Origin of the sequence: Parabacteroides sp. D25, assembly GCF_000307475.1 — a bacterium.
Classification (GTDB): Bacteria; Bacteroidota; Bacteroidia; order Bacteroidales; family Tannerellaceae; genus Parabacteroides; species Parabacteroides distasonis.
In genome coordinates this window covers 539594-559013 of sequence record NZ_JH976502.1, presented here as the reverse complement: position 1 = coordinate 559013, position 19420 = coordinate 539594, and the positions used below count along the sequence as shown (strand labels likewise).

Sequence of the window (19420 nt, the reverse complement as noted above, 5' to 3'; positions counted from 1 at the left end):
TAGAATATATATGAACAGGACCAACATACAAATAACTAAAGATATGAACGAACGAATAATTGCTATACAAGCAGATATTACGACATTGGATGTAGACGCCATCGTAAATGCCGCAAACAATAGCTTATTGGGAGGTGGCGGCGTAGACGGTGCCATCCATTGGGCCGCCGGTCCGGAACTCCTTGACGAATGCCGAACTTTACAAGGATGCCCGACCGGAGAGGCGAAGATAACGAAAGGTTATCGATTGAAAGCCCGTCATGTCATACACACCGTCGGTCCCATCTACCGAAACGGACAACACGGAGAGCCGGAGCTACTGGAAAATTGTTATCGAAACTCCTTGCGATTGGCGAAAGAGAACAGACTGAGAACAATCGCTTTCCCATCAATAAGCACCGGCGTATATGGCTATCCTATCGAGGAGGCGGCACAGATAGCGATCCGCACGATCGATACCTTCCTAAAAGAGAATCCGGAAATCCAGCAAGTCACGATGTGCTGTTTCTCCGGATACGACAAATCGGTTTATACGAAAGCGCTGGAACAAATTACAACTCACGAGCCGTAATGTGGAAACACCCTTGCTTGCGTTCGTGCTTGATATAGCAACGATCCGCCCTGCGCAAATCACGAAGCACGGAGGCAAGCACCATTTTCAAGCGGTCCTTATCAATATTTAAGGTATCTTTCTCATCTATCTTAGTATAGCGTACCCATGATACATCGAACGTAGTTCCGTATTGGTGGGCAGAGTTGAGAGAAGAGTTCGTATTCCTTTTTCTCAATTTCTTGACATCGGCAACCGTACGGGTTACACTGGTTACCTTTATTTTATAAATGGAAGCATTCAAGTTTTTCAATGAGTCTTGGAAGTTTTTCCCGATATCCTCCAGCAGATTAGCGGCTTCCGGCACCAAATACGGAATAGAGTGCGTCAACTCCTCTACCTCGTAATAGTCATTCGTCTTGATCTCCACCATATCCCGGGAGGCGTGCTCCGCTCCTTCCCTCGAAGAGACAGGCTCTATGCCGATCTTCTTCGCAACGGACAAATGAACGTCATTCAAATCATTAAAATCACGATTATAGCTTCCATTGTACCAAATCTTCTTCAATTCACCTCTTTTCTCCTTACAAGAAGAAAAAGCCGTCGCCGACACGATCACGACCAGCAACAACATCACATTAAACACAGTCTTCATCTTCATTTCCTTCGTTTTGCCTGACAAACATACGGAAAAATCCGAAATTCCCCCTTAACTCCAATTAGTTTTTCTCTAAATGGTAGACGGACGGCTGAAAGATGTGTTCCCGTGAAATAAAACTTCTCCCTTTGCATCAATGGATAAAGAATATTACTAATTTTGTAACTTGATTCGAATAATAAAAAATAGCACATCTTTTTGAAGCGTAATTTAATAAAAGGAATAGCGGATGATTGAAAGAATTTATATTCTTGAAAGCGTAGACCCGGTAATTTTCTACGGTGTGAATAACTCTAATATGCAATTGATCAAGACATTGTTTCCGAAATTGCGTATCGTTGCCCGTGGAAATGTGATGAAAGTGATTGGAGATGAGGATGAGTCCGAGCTTTTTCTCAAGAAAATCCGTGAGGTGGAAAAATACTGTGAGGAGTTTAACTCGCTCTCCGAAGACGTGATTCTGGATATTATAAAAGGGAAAGGTCCCACGGTCGTGAAGCAGGAGAACCTGATCATCCACGGCATGAATGGCAAGCCGATTACCGCACGTACCGAGAATCAACAGTTATTGGTAAAGGCTTTCGAGAACAACGATCTGGTTTTCGCCACAGGACCCGCCGGTTCGGGTAAAACATTCGTCGCTATCGCCTTAGCCGTAAAAGCATTAAAGAATAAGGAAGTACGGAAGATCATCTTAAGCCGTCCCGCCGTGGAAGCCGGAGAAAAACTGGGTTTCTTGCCGGGTGAGATGAAAGATAAGCTAGATCCCTATCTGCAACCGCTTTACGATGCCTTGCAGGATATGATACCGGCAGCCAAGCTGAAGGAATATATGGAGAATAACGTGATACAGATCGCCCCGCTAGCGTTTATGCGCGGTCGTACCTTGAACGACGCCGTCATTATATTGGACGAGGCGCAAAACACGACGACGCATCAAATCAAGATGTTCTTGACCCGCTTGGGTATGAACGCCAAGATGATCGTCACCGGAGATGTCACGCAGATAGACCTTCCGCCTTCTACCACGTCCGGATTGATACAGGCCATGCAAATATTGAAGGGCGTAAACGGGATCGGTAAGATCGAGTTCACCAAGAAAGATATTGTCCGGCATAAACTTGTCCAACGAATCGTAGAGGCTTATGATAAGTTCGATGATAAACGGAAGAAAGAGATCAAAGAGGCAAAAGAGAAGAAAACGAATATAGACAACAACTAAAAGTAAGAGTCATGAAGAAGGCATTAGTTAAAACAGACTTCAATTTCCCGCGACAAAAGAGCGTATACCATGGGAAAGTACGCGACGTGTACAACATCAATGACGAGGTATTGGTAATGGTCGCTACAGACCGTATTTCCGCTTTCGATGTTATCTTGCCGGAAGGTATTCCTTACAAGGGACAAATGTTAAACCAGATCGCCGCCAAGTTCCTTGACGCTACGACTGATATTTGTCCGAACTGGAAAATGGCTACTCCGGACCCGATGGTAACGGTTGGCGTTCAATGCCAAGGTTTCCCGGTTGAGATGATCGTACGCGGTTATCTGTGCGGAAGCGCATGGCGTGCTTATAAGAGCGGTGTACGTGAGATCTGCGGCGTGAAACTACCGGAGGGTATGCGTGAGAACCAACGTTTCCCCGAACCCATCATCACCCCGACCACAAAGGCTGAGATCGGAGAGCATGATCAAGATATCTCTAAAGAGGAGATTCTCGCTAAAGGTTTGGTCTCTAAAGAGGACTACGAGGTTCTTGAGAAATATACGATGGCCTTGTTTAAACGCGGTACCGAGATCGCTAAGGAACGTGGCTTGATCTTGGTTGACACGAAATATGAGTTCGGTCATCGTGACGGCAAGATCTATTTGATCGACGAGATCCATACTCCGGATTCCTCCCGTTATTTCTACTCAGAAGGATACGAGGATCGTTTCGCCAAAGGGGAACCGCAGAAGCAACTTTCCAAGGAGTTCGTCCGCGAATGGTTGATGGAAAATGGCTTCCAAGGTAAATCCGGACAGAAAGTTCCTGAAATGACACCGGAGATCGTAGAAGGAATCAGCAACCGATATATCGAATTGTTCGAGCATATCACAGGGGAGACTTTCGTAAAAGGCGAGACTGATAACTTGCTGAACCGCATCGAGAAAAACGTTACTGAATATTTACAGAATAAATAAGATACCGCACATGACACAGTATGGTTCAGAGACAATACTTCCTTATAACAAAGAGGAACAAAAGGGCACGCAAGTCAAACGTATGTTCGACTCGATAGCCGAAACGTATGATCAACTCAACCATACTCTCTCATTTGGTATCGACAAGATATGGCGCAGGAAAGGGATCGCTTTCCTGCGTCCTTTCTCTCCTAAAACGATACTGGATATCGCTACCGGTACCGGAGACTTGGCTATCTCCATGTACAAAAAGCTGCGACCCGACCATATCGTCGGTGCCGACATCTCGTTAGGCATGATGGAAGTGGGACGGAAAAAAGTAGCTGCCGCCGGTTATTCGGAGCATATATCCTTCGAGCAACAGGACTGTACGGCCTTGACCTACGAGGAAAACTCGTTCGATGCCGTAACCGCCGCTTTCGGGGTTCGTAATTTTGAGAACATAGAGCAAGGTATCTCAGAGATGTACCGGGTGCTGAAACCCGGTGGACATATCATGATCTTGGAACTTTCCACACCGGAACATTTTCCCATGAGACAACTCTACCAGATCTATTCAAAGACCGTCATCCCCTTTATCGGACGTCTACTCTCTAAAGAAAAAGTCGCGTATAATTATTTGCCGGCTTCCATCAAGGTAGTTCCTCAGGGAAAGGTCATGACGGATTTACTCACCCGCCAAGGCTTCAAGCAGGCCCGTGTACGGACCTTTACCTTCGGGATCTGTTCATTATATACAGGATCTAAAGAATAAACAATAAAAAGGTTATGCAGAAATATGGCTTACTGGGATATCCCCTCGGACATTCGTTTTCTAAAACGTATTTCAACCAGAAGTTTGAGGCGGAGAAGATCGACGCTGAGTACTTGAATTTCGAGATTCCCTCTATCAAGGAGATTAAGAACGTAATCAAAGAAAACCCTGAACTTAACGGTTTAAACGTGACCATTCCTTATAAGGAACAAGTAATCCCATATTTAGACGATTTGGATGACGATGCCCGTCAGATCGGAGCGGTAAATGTCATCAAGTTCACAAAAGGTCTTTTCGGCAAACTTAAACTGAAAGGATATAACTCGGATATTATCGGATTCAAGCAATCGATTGATCCTTTATTGAAAGAAACGCACCGGAAAGCGTTGATCCTTGGTACGGGAGGGGCGTCGAAGGCAGTCTTCCACGGACTGAAACAGCTAGGCGTTGGTGCCACGCTGGTTTCTCGCAAACCGAAAGAATTTTGTATCACGTACGATGAGATTACTCCGAAAACCATGGAGCAATATACGGTGATCGTAAACACGACTCCCTTAGGTATGTTCCCGAATATAGACTCATGTCCGGATATCCCGTACGATTTACTTACGCCGAATCATCTATTGTATGATTTACTTTACAATCCGGATGAGACCCTTTTCATGAAGAAAGGAAAAGAAAAAGGCGCCGTCGTGAAAAATGGTCTGGAAATGCTTCTATTACAGGCTTTCGCCGCTTGGGAGATCTGGCAGAAATAGATCGAACGATATCTTTCCAACCACATGATTTGATGAAGCTAGCTTCGTGAGCCAATGAAGTTAGCTTCGTTAGTCAATGAAGTTAACTTCACAAGCGTATGAAGTTAACTTACTTCAACCAAGTCAATACATAGTCCGGTGTAACTTGATATGCCAACTCATATTCCCGACATGCCTCGGTCCGGGTTTCTCGTCCCTTAAACGTCCCACTCGATAAATAAGGAAAAGGATTCACGTGAAGATGCTTTTGAAAGTCCACTCCTTCCTGCCCGATTATCTTGAACAAGGTTTCTTTGGCGCACCAATGGATTAATAGATGCTCGACCTCATGCTCCAGATCGATACCCGCCTCTTCCTCCGGATTCATAAAGCGACTTCGTATTTTCAAGATCCGGTCCGAACGATACTCGATATCGATCCCTGTCGGACGCTTATCCAAGATTACCGCCACATAATCTTTCGTATGAGATATACTTATATATAAAGGTACGCATGCGAGGAACGGGGCACCCGTAGAATGATAGTCAACCCTTGCCTCCTCTCCTAAAAGCTCTTTTAAAAGCATCCGGCTGGCGAAACGTTCCTGCCTCCGCTTCTCTGCCGATACCCGCTCCAAAAAAGAAGAATAGTCCGCTTTATGCTCAAGCATCCCCAAAAGCTCATCAGAGCTTTCTTCCATTTTCCAGACTCCATGCAGCGGCGAGAGTTGTTTATATAGCAAGGCCATATTATTCTTTCCAACTAAAAGTTTGTATAAGTTCTATGATATCTTCCCGGATATATTGGATAGCGGGAGCTAATGAATCCGCATTGGGTTTACAGTCAAAATACAAGGCCCCCCGGAAGAAATTCGATACACTATCTGTCAACAGGAATTGTATGGGAGAAGCCGATTCTCCATCCAGAAGAAACAGCGAGCCATAAACGTTTGCGGCAGGGTTGGAATACGCTTTCTCCGATATCCGATTCTCCGACTTTATCAGGCGGGCGACGAAAGAGCGGCTTTCCGTCTCCACCGTCACCAAGGACACAGGAGTAATTGGCAAATAGCTGCAATAAAGCTTAGCCTCTAACTCCGGATACGAGATATTCAAGCCCGTAACACCCTTCTTTTGATCCGGCACCTCTATGACCGCAGTCTGAGAGACATCAAAATTAAAAGGCAGGTAACTGAGATCAAGCGGTTTATATTGTGCCTTCGAAGGTTCGATACGAACATAGCCCCGTGGCTTCGGCGTATATTCCACACACGAAATACAGCATATCCCTAAAAACAGAGAACCTCCTATGACAGCAGCTATCCATTTCATAAACATTTACTTCGTATCTTTCCCATTCTCATCATTCCCTGTACCTTCAGGGATACGGTTAAATTTAACCTTTAATATCCTCCTGTTATCCACTTCCAGCACTTGGAAACGATATTCCTTAAAATCTATAATCTCCCTACGGCGTGGAAAATCCCCTTTTATCTCCAACAAAAGACCGGCCAAAGTTTCCACTTCTTCCGTCAATTTACCAAAATCTGAGGGATCGGCATCGATAACCCGGAAGAAATCCGTCAATAATATCTTTGCCTCAAAGATCAAGCTACCGTCTGCTAAACGGATGAATTGTTGCTCATCCTCATCATACTCATCGGAGATCTCTCCAACAATTTCCTCTAGGATATCTTCCATCGTCACAATACCGGAGGTACCGCCAAACTCATCGACCACGATCGCCATATGAATTTTATTGGTACGGAACTCTTCCAGCAAATCATCGATCTTCTTGGTTTCCGGCACGAAATAGGCCGGTCGGATCAAGCTCTGCCAACGGAATGTATCGGGCTTGTCAATATAGGGCAATAAGTCCTTGATATATAAGATACCTTTTATATTATCCTCAGTCTCGGAATATACCGGAATACGCGAATAGCCGGATTTGATAATAAAATCAACCACCTCACGGAAACTGATCTTGATCTCGATATCTTCCATATCCAGACGAGGAGTCATGATCTCATCAGCGGTCTTATTATAAAACTTGATAATCTCCGCCAGCATCTCCTTCTCCTCCGGGATCTCGGTAGAGGTTAGCTCTAACGCTTTAGAAAGCTCATCTACAGAGATATCATATTTCTTTTTCGCTAACGCTTTATTGATGACCGATGTGGAATTAACCAAGATTTTCGAGAATGGGCGGCAGAAGCGTTCCAAACCACTTAATACGGAGGCTGAAAAACGAACAAAACGCAAAGAATTCTTCTGTGCGTAAATCTTAGGCATGATCTCCCCAAAAAGTAAAAGCAAGAAAGTCAAGAGAATCGTCTCAAGCACAAAGCCTAGAAGAGGAGCGGCCGAGAAATTAATCCAAGCGTTAATCGCATAGGTACACAGCATAACGACCGCCACATTTACAAAATTATTAGCGATCAATATAGATGCCAATAGATACTCCGAACGTTCAAGGAGACGTTTGATAACAGGATCTGCCGGGCGATTCTCTTCCCCGATCTCATTTAGGTCACCCGGGGTTAGAGAAAAGAATGCCACTTCAGAGGCCGACACGAAGCCGGAAACAAACAGCAGTAAAAAAGCGAAGCTTAATGCGATCACAGGACCCGCTGTCAGCGCCTGCACCGTTACGTTTTCAAATAAGCCCCATAAATAATAGTCCGAGTCCAAGGGAAACAGTATTAGTTAAACAATATCAGAACGGGAGATCATCCGCGTCACTGGATTCTGAGAATGCGCTAGGCTGCGAAGCGGCTGGCTGTTGATAAGCGGTATTTGGCGCCGTGGTCGGTTGAGCCGGTTGTCCTTGTCCCACATTGGGCTGCATACTACCGCCTTGTGCAGTCGTATTTCCACCATCGACCGGACGGGAACCCGTGCTGTAAAACTCGATACGATCCGCATGGATCTCCGTAACATATCGTTTCACGCCGCTTTGGTCATCATAATTACGAGTACGAATCTTACCTTCCACATATACACCGGAACCTTTACGTACCCATTTTTCCACGAAAGGAACCAAATCCCGACGAACTACGATATTATGCCACTCCGTACGCTCCGGAACCACCGTTCCATTTGCCAACGTATACCCACGTTCCGAGGTTGCCAGCGGGAAATTAGCGACAGCGGCACCACTGTCAAAATAGCGAACGTCAGGATCTTTGCCTACGTTGCCGATCAATATAACCTTATTCAATGACATAATTCAAATTCTTAATAACCATACAAAGAAACACAAATTCAATCATTCTCACAAGTTTCCGTTTAATTTCTCTAAATAAATATGTATCAGCCGGGGAACGGCATACTTCTCAATATCCCGACAAGGCAGAGAGAGGTAATTCCCCAAGGATTCCGGAACCTGCTCTATCTCTATTTGATAGAAAGAAGCGTATAAAATTTGATGGGAGAGCGTATGCTTTACATTCGATAACCCTTGGGTGATACTCAATTTTCCAGCATCTCCCAATAGGTTACGGAAGGCTTGCGTCTCACACAAACCGGAAAAATCCATCGCATGATCCGTCTCGATCAATGGAAATTCATACAAACCAGTCCAGATATCCTTCCCCGTCCGTCTGTTCATCCAAGTTTGTTCTTTATATATAATGTATAGATAGTGGAAATAACGATCCCTTGTCTTCGTCTTATTTTGTTTCACCGGATAAGCTTGCACATTGCCGGAAGCGAACGCCACGCATTTATCTTTTAGCGGGCACACCCCGCAGTCCGGGTTTTGAGGAACACATTGCAAAGCACCCAATTCCATGATCGCCTGATTATGCGTCCCTGCGTTCTTAGGGTCCAAGATCATTCCGGCCAGTTCCGCAAATTGCTTTTTACCCTTCGTGGTGTCGATCGGCGTATCTACGGCAAACAAACGGGAAAGTACCCGGTACACATTTCCATCCACGACCGGACACGGTTGGTTCCAAGCAAAGGAGACGATCGCCGCCGCCGTATACTCCCCGATACCTTTCAAGGATAATACCTCTTTATAATTCTCCGGGAAAACCCCGTTAAACCGCTCCATGATAGATTTAGCCGCCGCATGTAAGTTACGAGCCCGGCTATAATACCCCAAGCCCTGCCAATATTTCAGCACCTCATCCTCTTCCGCCACCGCTAGAGATGCCACATCCGGGAAACGTTCGGTAAAACGCAAAAAATACTCCAATCCCTGTACAACCCGGGTTTGTTGCAATATAATCTCCGATATCCAGATGATATAAGGGTCTCTCGTTTCCCTCCAAGGAAGCTCTCTTTTATAGGTTTCATACCACTCAACCAATATCCGGCTGATTTCTAACTCACTTTCATACTGTAACATAACTGCTCCCTTTCTCTCTTTTCAACATCATAACTATTTGATTACCGCAAACATACATATATATTACGAATCGAGAAGAATCTTTTTATTTAAAAATTGAAGCTCAATTCTTTTTCCACTTAAATAAAAAGCTATATATTTGCATTCCAAAAAATTAATAGGTCAAAATCAATTAATTAATTTATAGACATGACTAAAGCAGATATTGTTAGCGAGATTTCAAAAAGCACTGGTATCGACAAACAGACAGTGCTAGCAAGCGTTGAGTCCTTCATGGATATCGTAAAAAGTTCTTTAGCCCAAGGCGAAAACGTTTACTTGAGAGGTTTCGGAAGTTTCGTTATTAAGAAGAGAGCTCAAAAGACAGCTCGTAATATTTCAAAAAATACTACGATCATCATCCCGGAACACAACATTCCGTCATTCAAGCCGGCTAAGACTTTTATTGGTGAAGTTAAGTAATTAATTATTATACGTTTAATTTAAAATTTTAAAGCGATGCCTAGCGGAAAGAAAAGAAAAAGACATAAAATGTCTACGCACAAGCGCAAAAAGAGACTGAAGAAGAATAGACATAAGAAGAAATAAGTCTATCTAACGAACTCTAAAGAACAAACTTAATAAGTGACCTTTTAAGTTTGTTCTTTGCGTATTTTATAAGGTCTGATCTTAAAAACACATCTTAAGTGATTAGTGAATTAGTAGTTGATGTACAGCCCAAAGAGGTATCTATCGCCGTCTTGGAGGACAAGAGCCTTGTGGAGCTCCAAAAGGAGGCCCGCAACGTCTCGTTCGCTGTTGGTGATATCTATCTAGGTAAGGTTAAGAAACTGATGCCGGGCTTAAACGCTGCGTTCATTGATGTCGGTTACAAAAAGGATGCGTTTCTTCACTATTTGGACTTAGGTCCTAACTTCAACACCCAACAGAAATATTTAAAGCAATTGCTGAGCGATCCCAAAAAGGCGCCGGTACTGTCGAAAACTCAGATTCTACCGGAGATCGAAAAGAACGGGAGTATTAGCGACGTGCTGAAAGTAGGACAAGAGGTGTTGGTTCAAATTGCTAAAGAGCCTATCTCGACGAAAGGTCCCCGATTGACTTCCGAGCTTTCTTTTGCCGGAAGATATATCGTGCTGATACCGTTCGCCGATAAAGTATCTGTCTCCACCAAAATTAAATCAAGCGAGGAACGAGCCCGTTTGCGCCAGTTAATCCAAAGTATCAAACCGAAGAATTTCAGTGTTATCGTACGGACATCCTCGGAGGGCAAGCGTGTCGCAGAGCTTGATCATGAATTGAAGACATTGATGAAACGATGGGAAGATAATATCGTGAAGGTGCCTAAACTCAAAGCTCCGGCTATTATTTATGAGGAAACGGCACGTACCGTAGCTTTGCTTCGGGATATATTCAACCCCTCTTTCCAAAATATTTATGTAAATGACAAGGAGGTCTATAATAATGTCCGCGACTATGTAAGCTTGATCGCACCGGGACGGGAAGAAATCGTACAGTTATATACGGGAGAGCTTCCTATCTTCGACAACTTTGCGGTCACCAAGCAAATCAAGTCGCTATTCGGACGAACTGTCACTTACAAGAGTGGAGCTTACTTGATTATCGAGCACACGGAAGCTATGCACGTTATCGACGTGAACAGCGGGAACCGTTCCAAAGGCAGCGATGCCCAAGAGAAGACAGCTATCGACGTAAATATAGCCGCCGCCGATGAGATCGCCCGTCAGCTCCGCTTACGAGACATGGGAGGTATCATCGTCATAGACTTTATCGATATGGCAGAGGCTGCCAACCGGCAAAAGCTATTTGAACACATGACAAAGGCAATGGCAAATGACCGGGCTAAACACAATATCCTTCCTCTTAGTAAGTTTGGCTTGATGCAGATTACCCGTCAGCGGGTACGTCCGGCAATGGACGTGGATACGTCAGAAGACTGCCCATCCTGTTTCGGAACAGGAACGGTTAAGCCTTCCATCCTGTTTACCGACAGCCTGGAAGAAAAAATAGATTGCTTAGTAAACAAACATCACGTGAAGAAATTCACCCTGCATGTACATCCGTATGTCGCAGCGTATGTGAACAAGGGGTTGTTCCCCTTGAGCATGAAGTGGAAAATGAAGTACACACATGGTTTAAAAGTTATTCCCAATCAAAGTCTCGCCTTTCTTGAATACAAATTCTTTGATGCCGACAAGAATGAGCTTGACATGAAAGAAGAAAAGGAAATAATCAACAAATAACAAGAGAAGCCCCGGGCCTATTAAAACGGTTCCGGGGCTTTCTGTATTCTGCCAAACCGCCAAAATGTCACGATTCATGACACGTATTATTTATTTTCAAACCCAAACTTCTTTGGCACGGCATTTGTTGAATACTATGTGAATCCTTTAAACAAGGAGGATGACGGACGATGAATAATAACAATTAAAATATTTACAATCATGGGAAAGATTATTGGAATCGACTTAGGAACAACCAACTCTTGTGTTGCCGTATTGGAAGGTAACGAACCGGTTGTTATCGCGAACAGCGAAGGTAAAAGAACAACACCTTCAATCGTAGCTTTCGTAGAAGGCGGCGAGCGTAAGGTAGGTGATCCCGCAAAACGTCAGGCTATCACCAATCCTGAAAAGACTATATTCTCTATCAAACGTTTCATGGGTGAAACTTATGACCAAGTACAAAAGGAAATCAATCGCGTTCCTTATAAAGTAGTGCGTGGTGATAACAACACTCCTCGTGTAGATATCGAAGGACGTTTGTATACTCCGCAGGAAATCTCAGCGATGATCCTGCAGAAAATGAAAAAGACAGCTGAGGATTATTTGGGACAGGAAGTAACGGAAGCCGTTATCACAGTACCTGCTTACTTTAGTGACGCTCAACGTCAGGCTACGAAAGAGGCTGGTGAGATCGCAGGTTTAACCGTACGCCGTATCGTAAACGAACCGACTGCCGCTTCTTTGGCTTATGGTTTGGATAAGACGAACAAAGACATGAAGATCGCCGTATTCGACTTAGGTGGTGGTACATTCGATATCTCCATCCTTGAGTTAGGTGACGGCGTATTCGAGGTAAAATCAACAAACGGTGATACTCACCTAGGTGGTGATGACTTCGACCACGTAATCATCGACTGGTTAGCTGAAGAATTCGAACGTGAGGAAGGCGTAGATTTACGTAAAGACCCGATGGCTTTACAACGTTTAAAAGAAGCTGCCGAGAAAGCGAAGATCGAGTTGTCAAGTACGACTAGCACGGAGATCAACTTGCCGTATATCATGCCGGTAAACGGTATTCCAAAGCACTTGGTTAAGACTTTGACTCGTGCTAAATTCGAGCAATTGGCTGACGGTCTGATCCAAGCATGTATCGAACCGTGCCGTCAATCCTTGAAAGACGCAGGTTTATCAACTTCTGATATCGACGAAGTGATCTTGGTAGGTGGTTCTACTCGTATCCCGGCCGTACAGGCTGTCGTTGAGAAATTCTTCGGTAAAGCTCCATCTAAGGGCGTTAACCCGGATGAAGTAGTAGCCGTAGGTGCAGCGATCCAAGGTGGTGTATTGACAGGTGAGGTTAAGGACGTATTGTTGTTGGATGTTACTCCGCTGTCTTTAGGTATTGAGACAATGGGTGGTGTAATGACTAAATTGATCGAGTCTAACACGACCATCCCGACCAAGAAGTCCGAGACATTTACGACTGCTGTAGACAACCAGCCTTCTGTTGAGATCCACATCTTGCAAGGAGAGCGTTCTTTGGCTAAAGACAACAAGTCTATCGGCCGTTTCCACCTAGATGGAATACCTGCCGCACAACGTGGTGTCCCTCAGATCGAGGTTACATTCGATATCGACGCCAACGGTATCTTGAACGTATCCGCCAAGGATAAAGGAACCGGTAAAGTACAAAGTATCCGTATCGAGGCTTCCAGCGGTTTGAGCGATGATGAGGTTAAGCGTATGAAAGAAGAGGCTGCCGCAAACGCAGAGGCCGATAAGAAAGAGAAAGAGCGTATCGATAAATTGAATCAAGCGGATAGCATGATCTTCCAGACCGAGAAACAATTGAAAGATCTTGGCGACAAGCTTCCGGCAGACAAGAAAGCTCCGATCGAAGGTGCCTTGAACAAATTGAAAGAAGCTCATAAGGCTCAGGATATCGCAGGTATCGATGCTGCTATGGCAGAATTGAACAGCGTATTCCAAGCAGCTAGCCAAGAAATGTACAACGCTCAAGGTGGCGGCGCTCAAGGCGGTCCGCAAGCAGATCCTAACTTCGGTGGTCAACAAGCTGGCGGTAATGCAGGTAGCAGCAACAACAGCAAAGACGGTAACGTTACGGACGTTGACTTTGAGGAAGTAAAATAAAAAGAAGCGGTTTTAATCGCTCCTTTACTCCACATAAGATAGAAAAACGGCTATCGGGTCCTTCGGGATCTGATAGCCGTTTTTTATTTTAGCCCTATATATTCAATAAAAAAGCCATTGATATCCAATAATTATTAATAAGTTTGCACTCGCATAAAAACACTCATTTTAAATTACGATTAAGGGCAACGTACTAATTTTCGACTTATGCTAGCGAGATCTATACAGAAATATTACATATTTGTTCTACTTTTTCTGCTAGCCATTCTACAGTCCTCTTGTCGACAGTCGGGAAATAAATATCGTATATTAGTAGTGCATTCCTATGAAAGCGATTATGTAGCTTATAAAGACTGCGATCGGTTGATCCGGGAATCCCTCGAGAAAAAGGGGATTAATCCGTCGATCCAAACATTCTATTTGAACTGCGAGCAATATGCGGCACCCGCCGAAGAAAAACGGATGTACCTGTATCTAGATTCGATCTCTACTTGGAAACCCGATCTGGTTTTGGTCTACGAGGATCAAGCGACTTACACGTTAATGCAATGCCATCATCCGCTAATCTCTACAGTCCCCATTGTATTTGGCGGCGTAAATTTCCCCAATAAGGCACTATTAGCGCAATATTCGAATGTTTCCGGATTCTGGGACGAGCCCGACTACGTCACGAACATCCGCTTGATAGAACATCTGTTGGGCAAGTCGACGATTTATATGTTGCACGATAGTACGTATATAGATAGGCACATTAAGGCTACGTTACATGAGCAATGTGCTCAAGCAGACATTCGGGTCGATAATAATCGCATCATGTATATACCGGTAGAGATCGCTACTTTGGACAGGGTCAATCAAAGCTTAAAACGACCGGATAGTACGACCGTCAACGTCGTGCCCGTGCAAGGAGACAAGCTATCAGCTGTTTCTTGGTACATGAGTAAACACGTCCCTTACATCTACTATCTACAGGCCAAACGGGATTACCGGGTATTGAACACCAGCCGTTTTTCCAGTAAACCCTCTTTTACGGCGATCAACGAGGATCTAGGATATACGAATAAACTTGTAGGTGGCTATATCACCTCCTTGGAAACCCAAATAGAAGAATCTACCGATAGAGCCGCAGAAATATTAAAAGGCTCCCCTAGCGAATCATTCCCACAGATAACAAAGAGCAAGAAGAATTATGTATTTGATTTCAATGAAGTCAAATATTGGAATATTGATAAAAGGCTTCTTCCGAAGGATGCTATACTTTTGAACTTTCCTTTTAAGGACCAATATCCAAGATTATTCTGGAGCTTGATAATCGTAGTCAGCACGATGTGCTGCTTTGTCTTCGGTAGCTTCATCATCATGTATACCCAAGAATCCAAGGCAAAACGACAAGCGCAAAAAGCCCTATTACATGAAAAAGAATCATTAGCGGAAGCCTTGGAGAAAGCCAATGAGTCCGACCGGATGAAATCCGTATTCTTGGCTAACATGAGTCATGAGATACGTACCCCGCTAAATGCGATCATCGGCTTTTCAAGCCTAATCGCCGAACTGGATCTGACGGCGGAAGAGAAGGAGCAATACGCTAATATCATCACGACCAATAACGAGTTATTACTAAAGTTAGTCAATGACATATTGGATTTGGCAAGGATTGAATCCGGAGGTATCGTCTTTCATAAAGAATCCTGCAATTTAACGGATTTAGTGAAAACCCTTTATAAACAACATCTTTCCGATGTCCCCGAAGGTATCGAATTCAAGGAGAAATGCCCCGATACGCCGATCTGCTTATATTCGGATAAGGAGCGACTTTACCAAGCGCTCGAGAATATACTGAAAAATGCCATAAAATTTACTTCCGCAGGCTTTATAGAGATCGGTTACGAGTATTCCGCTGAGGCACAAGACGTCCGACTTTATGTGCAGGATACAGGCATCGGGATCTCTCCCGAGGACCAAGAAGCGATATTCGAGCGTTTCAAGAAGCTGGATGATTTCGTGCAAGGAACAGGTCTTGGATTATCGATCTGCCAAGCTATCGTAAAACAATTAAACGGGCGTATCTTGCTCAAGTCCGAAAAGAATAAGGGGTGCCGCATCTCCTTGGTTTTCGAATTATAAACCAACCTCAGAAGCCAAGAAAAATAGACATTTGTCTCTTTGATATCCAATTACTTTTTATACATTTGTACCTATTATATTGAAGCTATACACATGACGAACACTTCTTATCGTTATCTTTTTTTATTGTTGCTTCCATTGTTTTTATTGGTCGCAAATTCTTGCGAACGCTCAACCACGGAAAAGCGTATCTTGATAGTACAATCTTATGAGCCGGACTTTCAAGCCTATAAAGATGTAGAAGAGACTTTTAAAAATGGATTCCAAAAGGAAGGCATTCATGCCAGTATCTTCACGTTCTATCTTAATTGCGAAGCTTATCAATCGCCAGAAGAGAAACAAAGAATATATACGGAACTCAATACGTTATCTTTATGGAAGCCTGATATCATAATCGTAAACGATGATCAAGCGACCTATTCCTTATTGGCTTGCGAACATCCTTTATTAGATAGCGTACCTATCGTTTTTACCGGAGTCAACTACCCTAACATACCCTTAATTCAAAAGTATCCTAACGTATCCGGATTTTGGGATAAGCCGGACTATCGGAAAAACGTCGAACTTATTGAGCGAATCATGGGAAAATGCGTGATTGTACGTGTCTCTGATAGTACAGCTCTTGACAAAAAGATCCTGAAAGATATGGATGAGCAAATAAAAGGGCTATGCTCCAAGGCTAGACCCGATTACCTTAAATATCCCCAGTATTCATCCCCATCCGATAAAAAGAGATCCTCTTCTTTAGTGCGGTTCCCAAAAGTACCGTTCGATTCCCTCTATATACAAACCATTCAACCCCGCACCAGTTCCAACTTGATCTGGGGGTTAGGTACAAGTACTTACAACAAGGCCTACCTTGCTACCAAAAGAGATTATACCTCGATAGCCTTAGGTAGGTTCTGCTCATTTCCCAGCTTCTCGGCGATCAACGAATCCGTAGGATATGACGGAGACTTCATCGGAGGATATATGACCCCGGTAGAGAGCCAAACCCAAGAAGCCTTACGACGAGCTGCCAGCATACTCAAGGGCACACCGGCCAATAGCTTCCCACAAATAACGGAAAGCGCCAAAAACTATCTGTTCGATTACCCGACTTTAAATAAATGGGGTATCGATTGGAAAGAACTGCCTCAAAACAGCATCTTCTTGAATATGCCCTTTGTGGTTCGTTATCAAACATATATTATTCTATGCGGGATTCTTCTAACCCTATTTATCCTATGGACACTTTTCTATCAAAGAGTACAATACCGTCGCGAAGCCTCTCACAAGAAACAGGCTCAAGAAAGTTTACGGAAAGAGAAAGAATTCCTCTCGTTGGCTTTAGAGAGCGGTGATATTTTCGCATTCCGATACAGCAACGGCGTATTCGAGTTCGACCATGATTTCTATAAGTCGTTGGATATGCCGATAAAGCCGATCACCTCCACGCAATTCCAAGAGTCTATCCACCCTGAAGACCGGGAAGATTTCATCCAACATAAGCACCTGCTTGATACAGGATTCCCTTCCCGTAAGATCACCCGCCGCCGATATAATTTCAACGGCAAAGGGCATATATGGTGGGAATTCAGATATGCGCAAGCGAAGAATGGACAAGACTCCACCCGCAATAATGTCGGAGTAAACGGGCTCTGCTTAAATATCCAACAAAGTAAGGAAGTAGAGGAAGATCTTATCAAAGCCCGTATAAGGGCCGAGGAAGCGGACCAAATGAAATCAGCGTTCCTCGCCAATATGAGCCATGAGATACGTACCCCGCTTAACGCCATCGTTGGATTTTCGGAACTGCTAACAAGCGATATGGAAATAAGCCCGAACGAGAGGGATGAGTTCATGCAAGTTATCAGTAAGAACAGCGACCTCTTATTGAAATTGATCAATGACATTCTCGATCTATCCCGCATCGAGTCCGGTAAGATGTCGTTTACCCTCACGAATTGTGACTTAAACGAATTACTATCCCATATCTACCGCACCCATCAATTGTTGATGCCCCAAGGCGTAGCGCTTAAAATACAACTGCCGGTCCTCCCGGCCATTATCCAAGCGGACCTACATCGATTAACCCAAGTGATTACCAACCTCATAAACAACGCCGCAAAATTCACGACGCAAGGATACATCTTGATTAAATACGATTATACGCAAGATAAACGTTGGATCCAGATCTCCGTGACCGATACGGGCAAAGGCATTCCCGCAGATAAGCAAGCCCAAGTATTCGAACGGTTCAACAAACTGGACGAGTTTGCGCAAGGGACAGGCCTCGGACTGGCGATCTGCCAAATTATCATCGAGCACTTCGGAGGATATATCACCCTAGAATCCAAAGAAGGGGAAGGTAGCACATTCATCGTGACCCTTCCCTACACTCCCGGATTATCGGTATAAGATTATTTTTTCTTGAAACGCAAGAACGGCAATACAATAAATAAAGGTATGCAACAGATCATTACCCAGATAAAGAAATGTTGGTAACCGATCTGCTCCTGTATCCATCCCGATGCCATTCCCGGTAGCATCATACCTAACGCCATGAAACCGGTACTGATCGCATAATGCGAAGTCTTATATTCCCCCTCGGCGAAAAGCATCAGATACATCGTATAAGCCGTAAAGCCAAACCCGTAGCCGAATTGCTCGACAGCGACACAAGCGTTTACGACAACAATACTCTCCGGCATCGTATAGGCCATATACAAATAGACCAGATTCGGCAAGGAGATAGCCAATGCCATAGGCCATAACCAAGTCTTCAAGCCACTCCGGGATATAGCCAGGCCTCCTAAAACCCCTCCGAGCAATAAGGAGATCACTCCCACCGTACCATAAGCGAACCCGACCTCACCGGTACTGAGCGCCAGCCCGCCAACCTCCCGCCCATCCAGCAGGAAAGGAGAAGCCAACTTTACCAATTGGGATTCCCCCAGACGATACGTCAGCATAAAAAGCAAAGCCGGGATAATCCCTTTCTTGCTGAAAAAGCTCACGAAAGTATTGCCGAACTCCACCAAGATGGTATGAGGGGTGATATTCGTACGTTGCGCGTCACTCGCCGGACGGGGTAAGATATACTTATGCCACAAAGCCAAGGCGATAAAGGTACCGGCTAATACAAAAAACACCAGACTCCAAGCAAAAGAAATCCGCCCGGTACTCTCCTCCAAAAGCCCCGCCAGCATAACCAGCAGACCTTGTCCGGTTAGCATCGCCACCCTGTAGAACGTATTTCGGATACCGATGAAGAACGCCTGTTGCTCCTCCGTCAAGCCCAGCATATAGAACCCATCTGCGGCGATATCGTGCGTAGCGGAACTAAACGCCATCAACCAAAAGAAAGCCAAGGTAAACCGCAGAAAGAAATCCCCGGGAAGGACGAACGCCACACCTGCCATTCCCCCGCCAATCAATAGCTGCATGCTATAAATCCACCAACGCTTCGTTTTAATCAAGTCTACGAACGGGCTCCAGATGGGCTTGATCACCCAAGGAAAATAAAGCCAACTGGTAAATAAGGCGATATCCGTATTTGAGACGCCCAGACGTTTATACATGATCACAGAAAGCGTCATGACTACCACATAGGGCAAGCCTTCGGCAAAATAAAGAGACGGGATCCAAGCCCAAGGACTACGTTTTTCCATAATCAGCAGG

17 protein-coding genes are annotated in these 19420 nt (G+C 44.5%); 10 read left to right on the top strand and 7 right to left on the bottom strand.

The genetic code is table 11. The features are described 5' to 3' along the window. Positions 1-43: 43 nt before the first annotated feature. On the top strand, positions 44-571 hold the full coding sequence (locus HMPREF0999_RS09280; protein WP_005864731.1) for an O-acetyl-ADP-ribose deacetylase: 528 nt from the start codon (positions 44-46) through the stop codon (positions 569-571). Here HMPREF0999_RS09280 and HMPREF0999_RS09275 read toward each other — a convergent pair. Continuing rightward, positions 552-1211: a DUF5715 family protein gene (locus HMPREF0999_RS09275; protein WP_008773450.1), complete on the bottom strand. Its 660-nt coding sequence runs from the start codon at positions 1209-1211 to the stop codon at positions 552-554. The genes HMPREF0999_RS09280 and HMPREF0999_RS09275 overlap by 20 nt on opposite strands. A gap of 226 nt (positions 1212-1437) precedes the next feature. On the opposite strand from HMPREF0999_RS09275, the gene HMPREF0999_RS09270 reads away from it, so the two are divergent. The 4 genes from HMPREF0999_RS09270 to HMPREF0999_RS09255 are packed head-to-tail and all read left to right on the top strand — an operon-like array spanning position 1438 to position 4904. Next, positions 1438-2430: a PhoH family protein gene (locus tag HMPREF0999_RS09270; protein WP_005854625.1), complete on the top strand. Its 993-nt coding sequence runs from the start codon at positions 1438-1440 to the stop codon at positions 2428-2430. An 11-nt stretch (positions 2431-2441) separates the two neighbouring features. Next, entirely contained in the window at positions 2442-3392 is a 951-nt protein-coding gene (locus tag HMPREF0999_RS09265) for a phosphoribosylaminoimidazolesuccinocarboxamide synthase (protein ID WP_005864727.1), read from the top strand. 10 nt (positions 3393-3402) lie between these two features. After that, a complete protein-coding gene (gene ubiE / locus HMPREF0999_RS09260; protein WP_005864725.1) occupies positions 3403-4146 on the top strand; it encodes a bifunctional demethylmenaquinone methyltransferase/2-methoxy-6-polyprenyl-1,4-benzoquinol methylase UbiE in 744 nt (247 codons plus the stop codon). A gap of 14 nt (positions 4147-4160) precedes the next feature. Further along, positions 4161-4904 (top strand): shikimate dehydrogenase family protein, encoded by a 744-nt coding sequence (locus HMPREF0999_RS09255; RefSeq protein WP_005854619.1) that lies wholly within the window; start codon positions 4161-4163, stop codon positions 4902-4904. A gap of 109 nt (positions 4905-5013) precedes the next feature. On the opposite strand, the gene HMPREF0999_RS09250 is transcribed toward HMPREF0999_RS09255, so the two are convergent. From HMPREF0999_RS09250 to mutY, 5 genes are read right to left on the bottom strand one after another with little or no spacing between them, the layout of a single operon-like run. After that, positions 5014-5631 (bottom strand): 4'-phosphopantetheinyl transferase family protein, encoded by a 618-nt coding sequence (locus HMPREF0999_RS09250; protein ID WP_009275781.1) that lies wholly within the window; start codon positions 5629-5631, stop codon positions 5014-5016. 1 nt (position 5632) lies between these two features. Further along, on the bottom strand, positions 5633-6214 hold the full coding sequence (locus HMPREF0999_RS09245; protein ID WP_009275780.1) for a gliding motility-associated lipoprotein GldD: 582 nt from the start codon (positions 6212-6214) through the stop codon (positions 5633-5635). A gap of 6 nt (positions 6215-6220) precedes the next feature. Next, on the bottom strand, positions 6221-7573 hold the full coding sequence (gene gldE / locus HMPREF0999_RS09240) for a gliding motility-associated protein GldE (protein ID WP_009275779.1): 1353 nt from the start codon (positions 7571-7573) through the stop codon (positions 6221-6223). A 25-nt stretch (positions 7574-7598) separates the two neighbouring features. Beyond that, the gene (ssb, locus tag HMPREF0999_RS09235) at positions 7599-8108 is read right to left on the bottom strand and encodes a single-stranded DNA-binding protein (RefSeq protein ID WP_009275778.1); all 510 of its coding nucleotides are present in this window, start codon (positions 8106-8108) and stop codon (positions 7599-7601) included. Between the two features lie 48 nt (positions 8109-8156). Beyond that, positions 8157-9236, bottom strand: coding sequence for an A/G-specific adenine glycosylase (gene mutY, locus HMPREF0999_RS09230; RefSeq protein WP_005854609.1), 1080 nt, complete (start codon positions 9234-9236; stop codon positions 8157-8159). 189 nt (positions 9237-9425) lie between these two features. Here mutY and HMPREF0999_RS09225 point away from each other — a divergent pair, with 189 nt between their 5' ends. The 5 genes from HMPREF0999_RS09225 (at position 9426) to HMPREF0999_RS09205 (ending at position 18157) form a co-directional block, all read left to right on the top strand. Then, positions 9426-9698 (top strand): HU family DNA-binding protein, encoded by a 273-nt coding sequence (locus HMPREF0999_RS09225; protein ID WP_005854607.1) that lies wholly within the window; start codon positions 9426-9428, stop codon positions 9696-9698. Positions 9699-9922: 224 nt separating this feature from the next. Further along, positions 9923-11500: a ribonuclease E/G gene (locus tag HMPREF0999_RS09220; protein WP_005854603.1), complete on the top strand. Its 1578-nt coding sequence runs from the start codon at positions 9923-9925 to the stop codon at positions 11498-11500. 201 nt (positions 11501-11701) lie between these two features. After that, a complete protein-coding gene (gene dnaK / locus HMPREF0999_RS09215) occupies positions 11702-13633 on the top strand; it encodes a molecular chaperone DnaK (RefSeq protein ID WP_009275777.1) in 1932 nt (643 codons plus the stop codon). Positions 13634-13840: 207 nt separating this feature from the next. Continuing rightward, the gene (locus tag HMPREF0999_RS09210; RefSeq protein ID WP_009275776.1) at positions 13841-15757 is read left to right on the top strand and encodes an ATP-binding protein; all 1917 of its coding nucleotides are present in this window, start codon (positions 13841-13843) and stop codon (positions 15755-15757) included. 93 nt (positions 15758-15850) lie between these two features. Continuing rightward, a complete protein-coding gene (locus tag HMPREF0999_RS09205) occupies positions 15851-18157 on the top strand; it encodes a sensor histidine kinase (RefSeq protein ID WP_009275775.1) in 2307 nt (768 codons plus the stop codon). 2 nt (positions 18158-18159) lie between these two features. Here HMPREF0999_RS09205 and HMPREF0999_RS09200 read toward each other — a convergent pair whose 3' ends face one another. After that, positions 18160-19410, bottom strand: coding sequence for an MFS transporter (locus tag HMPREF0999_RS09200; RefSeq protein WP_009275774.1), 1251 nt, complete (start codon positions 19408-19410; stop codon positions 18160-18162). Positions 19411-19420: the final 10 nt, after the last annotated feature.

Coding starts and splice junctions, on each gene's coding strand:
- HMPREF0999_RS09280 (WP_005864731.1), top strand. CDS start 44: ATGAACGAACGAATAATTGCTATACAAGCAGATATTACGACATTGGAT.
- HMPREF0999_RS09275 (WP_008773450.1), bottom strand. CDS start 1,211: ATGAAGATGAAGACTGTGTTTAATGTGATGTTGTTGCTGGTCGTGATC.
- HMPREF0999_RS09270 (WP_005854625.1), top strand. CDS start 1,438: ATGATTGAAAGAATTTATATTCTTGAAAGCGTAGACCCGGTAATTTTC.
- HMPREF0999_RS09265 (WP_005864727.1), top strand. CDS start 2,442: ATGAAGAAGGCATTAGTTAAAACAGACTTCAATTTCCCGCGACAAAAG.
- ubiE (WP_005864725.1), top strand. CDS start 3,403: ATGACACAGTATGGTTCAGAGACAATACTTCCTTATAACAAAGAGGAA.
- HMPREF0999_RS09255 (WP_005854619.1), top strand. CDS start 4,161: ATGCAGAAATATGGCTTACTGGGATATCCCCTCGGACATTCGTTTTCT.
- HMPREF0999_RS09250 (WP_009275781.1), bottom strand. CDS start 5,631: ATGGCCTTGCTATATAAACAACTCTCGCCGCTGCATGGAGTCTGGAAA.
- HMPREF0999_RS09245 (WP_009275780.1), bottom strand. CDS start 6,214: ATGAAATGGATAGCTGCTGTCATAGGAGGTTCTCTGTTTTTAGGGATA.
- ssb (WP_009275778.1), bottom strand. CDS start 8,108: ATGTCATTGAATAAGGTTATATTGATCGGCAACGTAGGCAAAGATCCT.
- mutY (WP_005854609.1), bottom strand. CDS start 9,236: ATGTTACAGTATGAAAGTGAGTTAGAAATCAGCCGGATATTGGTTGAG.
- HMPREF0999_RS09225 (WP_005854607.1), top strand. CDS start 9,426: ATGACTAAAGCAGATATTGTTAGCGAGATTTCAAAAAGCACTGGTATC.
- dnaK (WP_009275777.1), top strand. CDS start 11,702: ATGGGAAAGATTATTGGAATCGACTTAGGAACAACCAACTCTTGTGTT.
- HMPREF0999_RS09210 (WP_009275776.1), top strand. CDS start 13,841: ATGCTAGCGAGATCTATACAGAAATATTACATATTTGTTCTACTTTTT.
- HMPREF0999_RS09205 (WP_009275775.1), top strand. CDS start 15,851: ATGACGAACACTTCTTATCGTTATCTTTTTTTATTGTTGCTTCCATTG.
- HMPREF0999_RS09200 (WP_009275774.1), bottom strand. CDS start 19,410: ATGGAAAAACGTAGTCCTTGGGCTTGGATCCCGTCTCTTTATTTTGCC.